This window comes from Rhizobium sp. 01T444, from assembly GCF_056398305.1.
Map to the genome: position 1 here is coordinate 1 of NZ_JBFTPD010000170.1, position 719 is coordinate 719.

Here is a 719-nt window from a genome sequence, read left to right on the forward strand (position 1 = left end):
CGACGTGACCGCCCCGCGCGCCCCGCACCTCCAGGGGTTCATAGCTCCCATCGCGGAACAGTTCCGGCGTCGTCTTGCGCAGCGAGAGCAGGCGCCAGGCCAGCCACAGCTTGGCGCGCCCGCTCTCTGCGGCCAGGGCCAGCGCATGCGCCATCGGCTCCAGCGGCTGTGCGCCGGCCTGCGCCTGCAGTTGTTCGAGCCACTCGGCGCGCTTGTCGTAGTCCACGGGCCGGCGGTTGTCCGGATCGACCAGGCTGTGCTCAATCAACTCGCAGCCCTGGTAGAGGTCGGGCACGCCGGGCGACGTGTACTTCAGCAGCGTCAGGCTCAGGCCGTTGAGGGCGCCGTACMAGTTCAGGGCGGCGGCGAAGGCGCGCAGATCGCGCAGGAAGCGGTTCTCCTCCCCCAGGGCGAGGGCCGCGCGCACGAAGCTCTCGAGTCCGCGCTCGTAGGCCTCGTCATTCCGCGTCCAGCTCGTGTGCGTCTTGCCCTCCCGCGCGGCCTTGCGCATGTAGGCGGCGATGCGCTCGATATACACCTCTTGCGCGTCCGCATCCACCTCGCCGGGGTCGATTGTGCCGAGCAGGGTCTGGTAGAGCAGGTACTCGTGGGCCGCGGAGGTCGCGCCGCGCAGTGGCGCATTCATCGCACGCCAGCGCATCAGCGCGAGCCGCCAGAGCGCGGGCAGTTCCGACAGCACATCGATGCGCAGGCGCACG

1 pseudogene is annotated in these 719 nt (G+C 70.2%); it reads right to left on the reverse strand.

The features are described from left to right. A pseudogene (locus tag AC1DTN_RS37795) lies at positions 1-719 on the reverse strand (malto-oligosyltrehalose synthase); the annotation flags it as partial.